Source organism: Dactylosporangium sp. NPDC050688, assembly GCF_040654515.1.
Classification (GTDB): Bacteria; Actinomycetota; Actinomycetes; order Mycobacteriales; family Micromonosporaceae; genus Dactylosporangium.
Genome location: NZ_JBFAIC010000056.1, coordinates 68,217 through 75,696, shown reverse-complemented (window position 1 = coordinate 75,696; position 7,480 = coordinate 68,217). Strand labels below are relative to the sequence as shown.

Annotated in this window: 7 protein-coding genes; all 7 read left to right on the top strand. The window is 69.8% G+C overall.

What is annotated here, in order from left to right:
* Window positions 1–315, top strand: a 315-nt coding sequence (locus AB0H83_RS38040) for a ricin-type beta-trefoil lectin domain protein (protein ID WP_360103831.1), incomplete at its 5' end; no start/stop codon positions are given.
* Between the two features lie 621 nt (window positions 316–936).
* Complete coding sequence (gene lat / locus AB0H83_RS38035) at window positions 937–2,253, top strand: L-lysine 6-transaminase (protein ID WP_360103828.1); 1,317 nt, start codon at window positions 937–939, stop codon at window positions 2,251–2,253.
* Window positions 2,254–2,304: 51 nt separating this feature from the next.
* Window positions 2,305–3,303 carry a cysteine synthase family protein gene (locus AB0H83_RS38030; protein ID WP_360103825.1) on the top strand — a complete coding sequence of 333 codons (999 nt, stop codon included), beginning with the start codon at window positions 2,305–2,307 and terminating at the stop codon, window positions 3,301–3,303.
* Window positions 3,300–4,244: an EamA family transporter gene (locus tag AB0H83_RS38025; protein WP_360103822.1), complete on the top strand. Its 945-nt coding sequence runs from the start codon at window positions 3,300–3,302 to the stop codon at window positions 4,242–4,244. The genes AB0H83_RS38030 and AB0H83_RS38025 overlap by 4 nt, the downstream gene beginning before the upstream one ends.
* A 53-nt stretch (window positions 4,245–4,297) precedes the next feature.
* Complete coding sequence (locus tag AB0H83_RS38020; RefSeq protein ID WP_360103819.1) at window positions 4,298–5,026, top strand: TauD/TfdA family dioxygenase; 729 nt, start codon at window positions 4,298–4,300, stop codon at window positions 5,024–5,026.
* Window positions 5,027–5,033: 7 nt separating this feature from the next.
* Window positions 5,034–6,143, top strand: coding sequence for a GNAT family N-acetyltransferase (locus AB0H83_RS38015; protein WP_360103816.1), 1,110 nt, complete (start codon window positions 5,034–5,036; stop codon window positions 6,141–6,143).
* Window positions 6,140–7,477, top strand: coding sequence for a hypothetical protein (locus tag AB0H83_RS38010; protein WP_360103813.1), 1,338 nt, complete (start codon window positions 6,140–6,142; stop codon window positions 7,475–7,477). Before AB0H83_RS38015 ends, AB0H83_RS38010 begins: the two co-directional genes overlap by 4 nt.
* The last annotated feature ends 3 nt before the right edge of the window (window positions 7,478–7,480 follow it).

Below are 7,480 nucleotides of genomic sequence, written 5' to 3'. Positions count from 1 at the left end.
ACCCAGGTCATCATCTACGACTGCAACTCCGGCACGAACCAGCAGTGGGTCGGCACCGCCGCGAGGGAACTGCGGGTGTACGGCAACAAGTGCCTCGACGCCACCGGCAGAGGCACCGCCAACGGCACGGCGGTCGTCATCTACGACTGCAACGGCGGCACCAACCAGCAGTGGAACCTCAACAGCAACGGCAGCATCACCGGAGCGGCCTCCGGGCGTTGTCTCGACGTGGCGCAGAACGGCACCGCCAACGGATCCCGCATCCAGCTGTGGGACTGCACCGGCGGAGCGAACCAGGCGTGGTCCCGCGGGTGACCGACCGCTCGATGGCGCCACGTTCGACGCGTGGGTGCGCGGCGCTCACGCTGGTCCTGCTGCTGGACGACACTGACGACGGCGACGAGGACGACGAGAACCCCGACTTCAGCTCCGTGCTGGTGCTGCGACGAGAACGACCAGGTGATCAAGCAGACCCCGGTCCCCATCGACGACCTGTACTGAGCCGACCTGTCCGGGCGTCCCGCAGGGGGCGCCCGGACCGCGCCGCGCGACAGGCGGCGACGGCCATGCACGGCACATCGACTGGAATGCTGGACCTGCTCCGGATATTGCCGTTGTGATTCAGTTCCGACGACGGCATAACATTCTCGAAATAATTGACTGCTTCCCGGTCGCGAAAGGTCCAGTGCACTCCCAATACGGGCAATGTCCGATCGTGCTGTACGTGAATTCAGGTCATCTTCGACCGGGTTGACGCGCGTTATCGTGCGTTGCTACCTTCGTCAATGTTCGAACCCTGGTCATGATTCTTTCAGCAGGTGACATTGAGAATGTCGGCAGGTCGTGAGGCTGCTGACTGGTCCTGGGGGAGCGGATGTGGCTGAACAGCACCGGCAGGTCCTGCAGGGTGCTACGGGGGGCTCGGCCAGTCGGCGGATGACCGCCGAAGAGGTGCACCCGTCACTTTCGAAACATATTCTTGTCGACGGCTACGACTTCGTGCTCGACCTCGGCGCGAGCACCGGAATGTGGTTGCACGACGCGTTGTCGCAGCGCCGCTTCCTGGACATGTTCTCCTTCTTCTCGTCCGCACCTCTGGGTATTAACCCATCGGGGCTGGTGGATGACCCGGACTTCATGTCGCGGCTTGCCGCAGGCGCGGTGAACAAGCCCTCCAACCCAGACGTGTACACCGTGGAATATGCGCAGTTCGTGGAAGCGTTCGCCCGGGTGCTCGGCGACCCGGCGCTGCCGCACCTGTTCTTCGTCGACGGCGGCGCCCTGGCGGTGGAGAACGCGGTCAAGGCGGCCTTCGACTGGAAGGCCCAGCGGCTCGCCGGCGAGGAGGATCTCGCCGTGCTGCACCTGGAGGGCGCGTTCCACGGACGCAGCGGCTACACGATGTCGCTCACCAACACCGACCCGGCGAAGACCGCGCTGTTCCCCAAGTTCCACTGGCCCCGCATCCCCGCCCCGGCCGCCCGGTTCCCCCTGGCGGGGCACGAGGCCGCCAACGCGGCCGCGGAGCGGCGGTCGCTGGACGCGGCCAAGGCGGCGTTCGAGCGCGCGGAGGGGCGGATCGCCTGCTTCATCGCCGAGCCGATCCAGGGCGAGGGCGGCGACAACCACCTGCGGCCCGAGTTCCTGCTCGCCATGCAGGCGCTGTGCCACGAGCACGACGCGCTCTTCGTCCTCGACGAGGTGCAGACCGGCGGCGGGATCACCGGGACCCCGTGGACCTACCAGCAGCTCGGCCTCGAGCCGGACCTGGTCGCTTTCGGCAAGAAGACCCAGGTCTGCGGGGTGATGGGCGGCCGGCGCATCGACGAGGTGCCCGGCAACGTCTTCCGGGTCTCGTCCCGGATCAGCTCCACCTGGGGCGGCAACCTGGCCGACATGATCCGCGCCACGAGGATCTTCGAGGTCATCGAGCGCGACCAGGTCTTCGCCGCCGCCGCGCGGCGCGGCGCCTACCTGCTCGCCGGCCTCGAGGACCTCGCCCGCGCCCACCCCGACCTGCTGGACAACCCGCGCGGCCGGGGGCTGATGTGCGCCGTCGACCTGCCCAGCCGCGCCGTCCGTGACGACGTCGTGCGCCGCATGTACGCCGACGAGTGCGTCCTCGTGCTGCCCTGCGGCGACCGGGGACTGCGGTTCCGCCCACCCATGACGATCACCGAGGCGCACATCGACCTGGCCCTCGCCGCGCTCGACACGTGTCTCAACAAGACGGCCATGGCCGCCGTCAGCTGACGGGCCACCGCCGCCGACCACCACAGGAACCGCGAAGGAGAGCCACCATCCATGAGCGTCGTTGACGAGCTGCCGGATTCGGCGCCGCCCGTCCGGCCGGTACTGCACACCGCGCTGGAGTCCATCGGCAACACCCCGCTGGTGCCGCTGCAACGGCTCACCGCCGGGCTCAATGCCCGCGTGCTGGTGAAGCTGGAGTACTTCAACCCCACCGGCAGCTACAAGGACCGGATGGCGCTCGCCATGATCGAGGAGGCCGAGCGGCGGGGCCAGATCTCGCCGGAGCGCACCACGATCGTGGAGTACACCGGCGGCAGCACCGGCTCCTCCCTGTCCTTCGTCTGCGCGGTCAAGGGGTACGCCCTGAAGATCGTCACCTCGGACGCGTTCAGCGAGGAGAAGATCCGCACGATGACGTCGCTGGGTGCCGAGGTCATCATGGTGCCGAGCGTCGGCGGTGCGATCACGCCGGACCTGATGCCCCGCATCATCGACCGCACCCGCGAGCTCGCCTCGCACGGCGTCACCTACTGGACCGACCAGTTCAACAACCCTGACAACGCCGTCGGCCAGCGGACCATGGGCCGGGAGATCCTGGCGCAGACCGGTGGCAAGGTCGACGCCTTCGTGGCCAGCGTCGGCACCGCCGGCTGCGCGATGGGCGTCGCGCACGTACTCAAGGAGCACGACCCCACCATCGCCGTGCACGTCGTCGAGCCGAGCACCTCGGCGGTGCTCTCCGGCAAGGAGGCCGGCTCCCACCGGGTGGAGGGCATCGCGCTGGGCTTCGTCCCGCCGCTGCTGCGCCCCGAGCTGTACGACGAGGTCATGGTCATCGAAGAGGACGAGGCTCGCGAGACCGCCCTGCGGCTGGCCCGCGAGGAGGGCATCTTCGCCGGCACCTCGAGCGGCATGAACGTCGCCGCCGCGCTGCGGGTCGCCGCCGCCCTGGGCGACGGGGCGACCGTCGTCACCGCCGCCGTCGACAGCGGCCTCAAGTACATCTCCACCGACCTGTACCCACGCACCACCGGCGGTGCGGGCGCATGAAGTTCGGCAACGTCCTCCTCGGCGTCCTCGTCGCCGTGGTCTGGGGCTTCAACTTCGTGGTCGCCGACGAGGCGGTCGCGGATGTCCCGCCGTTCCTGCTGGTCGCCCTGCGCTACCTGGTCGTGGCGGTGCTGTTCATGCCCTTCACCCGCCGGGCCGGGCTGGCCTGGAAGTACATCGTCGCGGTCGGCCTGCTCTACGGTGTCGTGCAGTTCTCCGGGCTCTTCCTCGGCCTGAAGCTCGGGGTCAGCGCCGGCGTGTCCGCGACCATCATCCAGAGCCAGGCGCTGCTCACCATCGTGCTCGCCTGGTTCTTCCTCGACGAGAAGTTCGGCGCGCTGCAGTGGGCCGGCCTGGCCATCAGCGGCACCGGCCTCACCGTGCTGTCCGTCTCCGGCGGGGAGAACGCGCCGCTGCTCGGCGTCACCTGCGTCCTCATCGGCGCGGCCGGCTGGGCCTGCTCCAACATCGTCCTGCGCAAGGCCGGCAAGATCTCGCCCTGGACGATGACGGTCTGGCAGTCCGTCGCGGTCATCCCGCCGATGCTGGCGCTGTCGCTGATCTTCGAGCACGGCCAGGTCGGCACCGTCACCCACATGCGCCTGGACACCTTCGGCGCCCTGCTCTACATCGCGGTGCTCGCCACCGGGCTCGGCAACTACCTGTGGTACCGGCTGATCCAGCAGGAAGGCGCCTCGAAGGTCGCGCCGTTCTCGCTGCTGGTCCCCGTCGTCGGTGTCGTGGCCGGCTGGATCGTGCTGGACCAGGCACTGTCCACCCGGCAGAGCATCGGCGTCGTGGTCATTCTCGTGGGTCTCGCACTGATCGTGCTGGCCCCGCAGTTGCGCGCACGGTTCGCCCCTCGCAAGGAGCCAGGCAACGAGGCCGGCAACGACGAGACCACGGCCCAACCGGCCGCGGTGGAGGCGAGCACCGAATAGCAACCCACCGGGGGCACGCCACCAGCGTCGCCACCTTGTCGAGGAGGTAGCAGATGCAAGCCGACACCGCACGCCCACTGAGCCACCTCAGCTATCCCGACACCGACTTCAAGACCGTCGCCAACCAGCTCGAGGAGCAGGGCTACGTCTATCTCGACGCAGTGCCCGACGGCTTCGACCATGTCGCCTACCTGGAGCAGTTCGGCCCGCTCATGCCGCAGTACGACGGCGAGCTGATCTGGTCGATCAAGGCGCAGGAGCGCTTCGACAACCTCTACCACTCGCTGAACACCAAGGCGCTGAACCCGCACACCGAGTGCTACGAGTACGAAGGCCTCCCGCCGAAGTACCTCGCGCTGTGGTGCCTGGTCCCGGCCGCGGACGGCGGCGGGCAGACCACCCTGGCCGACCTCCAGCCGCTGTACGAATCCTTCAGCGAGGAGGAGCGCACGAAGCTGTCGGCCCAGGAGTACACGTTCGTATCCAGCGCCGGCGTGCAGGACATGGCGCTCGGCCGCACGGCGAAGCACCCGCTGCGGGAGATCCGCGAGGGTCGGCCGCCGGTGCTGCGCTTCAGCTACAACTGCGTCGTCACCGACGACGAGCCGTTCATCCTCGGCGTCCGCGAACGGGTCCTGCAGTACTTCGACGACGCCCACGTGGCGATCGACTTCACCCCGAACTCGATCCTGATCTGGAACAACCACCGGCTGGTGCACTCGCGGACGGCGTACACCGACCGCAACCGCCACCTCCGGCGGGTCTGGCTCGGCGAGATCTGACCGTGCCGTGACCGACCTCCGTGTGCTGCACAGCATCGAGGACATCCCGGCCGGGGAGTGGGACGCCGTGGTCGCGGCGCACGGAGGTTCGGTCTTCCACCGGCACGCCTGGCTGAGCGCCCTGGAAGCGGGCGGTCTCGTGCGGGCCGACGCCAGGCACGTCGTGGCGGTCGACGACGGGCGGGTCACCGCGGTGGCCCCCCTCTACCGCACCCACCACTGCCCGAAACTCGAGATGTTCCAGCGCCACTACGTCGACGCCGGCCTGCCCGACGCCGCCATGTTCGTCGCCCACAGCATGTACGCCCAGTCCAGCGAGATCCTCGCCGGCGACGACGACCGGCGTGCCGCGGTGCTCGACGGCATCGAGGCCCTGCACCGGGCCGAGGGTCCCGAGCTGATCCTGTCCTTCCCGCTCGTCCCCGGTGACTCGCCGCTGCTGCCGGCGCTCGCCGGCCGCGGCCACCCGCTGGCGCTGCTGTCCTGCACCAACCTGCTCGACGTCGAATGGGACACCTTCGAGGGCTACCTCGCCGCACGGTCCAGCGCCAAGCGGCACAACATCCAGCGCGGCATCCAGCGCAGCGAACAGGCCGGCGCGGTCCTGGACGTGCGGCGCGGCACCGGTGACGTCGGACTGATCGCGGGTCTCGTCCGCCGTACCGCGGAACACCACGACAGCCCGCAGTTCTTCACCGAGGCGTTCCTGGCCGCGACGCTGGACCGGCTCGGCGACTCGGCGGTCGTCTTCACCGTCCTCGGCCGGGGCCAGCCGGTGCTGGCCTGCCTTGCCCTGGACGACGGCACCGAGGTCGCGCCGTGGTGCATCGGCTTCGACTACGCCAGCCTGGCCGAGTTCGGCCACTACAACTACCTGTATGCGGGCGTCATCCGGTACGCGATCGAACACCGCCGCAAGATCGTCAACTTCGGCCGCAGCACCTACTACATCAAGCGGAAGTACGGCTGCCGGCAACGCCCCGTGTACGCCGCGATGGCCGCACCGCCGGCGCTGCGCGGGGCGGTCGACGGCTGGCTCGGCGCCATCGACCGGCACGCCGCGCAGGAGCTCACCGCGGCTGGCCTGCCCGTGCCCGCACTGCAGGGAGTGCGATGACCGTCGTCCCCACCGCCGCCGGCGCTCCCCGCCTCGGCACCCTCGTCGTCGAGGGCTTCGCCCGCCAGCGCCTGCGCCGGGCCCGGATCGAGGCACTGACCCCGGCCGCCCGCCGGCAGTACGGCTGGGCGGACACCCTCGCCCTGGCCACCGGCCTGCGCGACGGCAACCTCGGCTACCGCCGCCTGTACGCCGGCCGTGACCTCGGCCCGGACACCCTGCCGATGCTGGAGAAGCGGCACCTCATCGCATGGTTCGACGAGTTCGCCGCCGGCACTGGCATCACACGGCAGACCGCGGACCGGTACACCGCCGCGCCGTTCCAGCTCGGCAGCCAGTACGACGCCTCGCACCTGCTCTTCTCCTCGTCCGGCTCGACCGGCACCCCGCTGCCGGTCCTGTACCACCTGCGCGACTTCGCGCAGAGCCTGGAGGCCTTCACCGCCCGGGCGGTCCGCTCCGCCCGCCCCGACGCCCGCACCCTGCTCTACATCGGCCTGGTCGACCGGCACAACGGCGGCAACGCCTGGATGTATCACCTCGGCGGCGAGTTCGACGTCCGGCTCGCCGACGTCTTCGCCCCACCCGAGGCGCTGCTCGACCTGGTCCTGGACTTTCAGCCCGACGTCGTGCTCACCCGGCCCCACATCCTCGTCCAGCTCGCCGGCCTCGCCGCCGCCCGGCACCTGCCGCTGCCGCCCGCGCACCTGCTCAGCGTCGGCGAAGGCCTGCAACCTGAGCAGCGCACCGCGATCGAGGCGGGCTGGCCCGGCCCGCCGCACAACAGCTACTCCACCGTCGAGACCGGCCCCCTGGGCTACCAGCGCGACGCGGGCGTCGAGACGCTCACTGTCTACGACGACCTGCACCACGTCGAGCTGCTCGACCCCGCCGGCCGGCCGATCACCGAACCCGGCGTGCCGGGCCGCATCGCGGTGACCACCCTCTACCGCCAGACCCTGCCGCTGGTCCGTTACCGCATCGGCGACGTCGCCGTGTGGACCGACGCTGACCTCGGCACGCTCAGCTTCCCCCTCGGCCGCGACGCGACCGTCCTGCGCCTCGGCGCCCGCGAGGTGCCCGAACTGCCCCTGTGGTCGATCAGGGTCGACGGGGTCAGGCAGTACCAACTCATCCAACGCGGACCGGAGCACCTGCACATCCGCTACGAACCGGCCGGGACCCCCGCGCCGCGTCTGGAGCACGCGCTGCGCGATGCGGTCCAGGACCGGCTCGGCTTCCCCGTCACCCTCACCGTCGAACCGGTCGAGGCCCTCCTGCCGGACCAGACCACCGGAAAAATCAAACGCGTCGTGCCGCTCCCTGCTCAGTGAAGC

Bases quoted from the DNA above. Each gene is read 5' to 3' on its own strand.
- AB0H83_RS38030 (WP_360103825.1), top strand. From the start codon at position 2,305: ATGAGCGTCGTTGACGAGCTGCCGGATTCGGCGCCGCCCGTCCGGCCG.
- lat (WP_360103828.1), top strand. From the start codon at position 937: ATGACCGCCGAAGAGGTGCACCCGTCACTTTCGAAACATATTCTTGTC.
- AB0H83_RS38020 (WP_360103819.1), top strand. From the start codon at position 4,298: ATGCAAGCCGACACCGCACGCCCACTGAGCCACCTCAGCTATCCCGAC.
- AB0H83_RS38025 (WP_360103822.1), top strand. From the start codon at position 3,300: ATGAAGTTCGGCAACGTCCTCCTCGGCGTCCTCGTCGCCGTGGTCTGG.
- AB0H83_RS38010 (WP_360103813.1), top strand. From the start codon at position 6,140: ATGACCGTCGTCCCCACCGCCGCCGGCGCTCCCCGCCTCGGCACCCTC.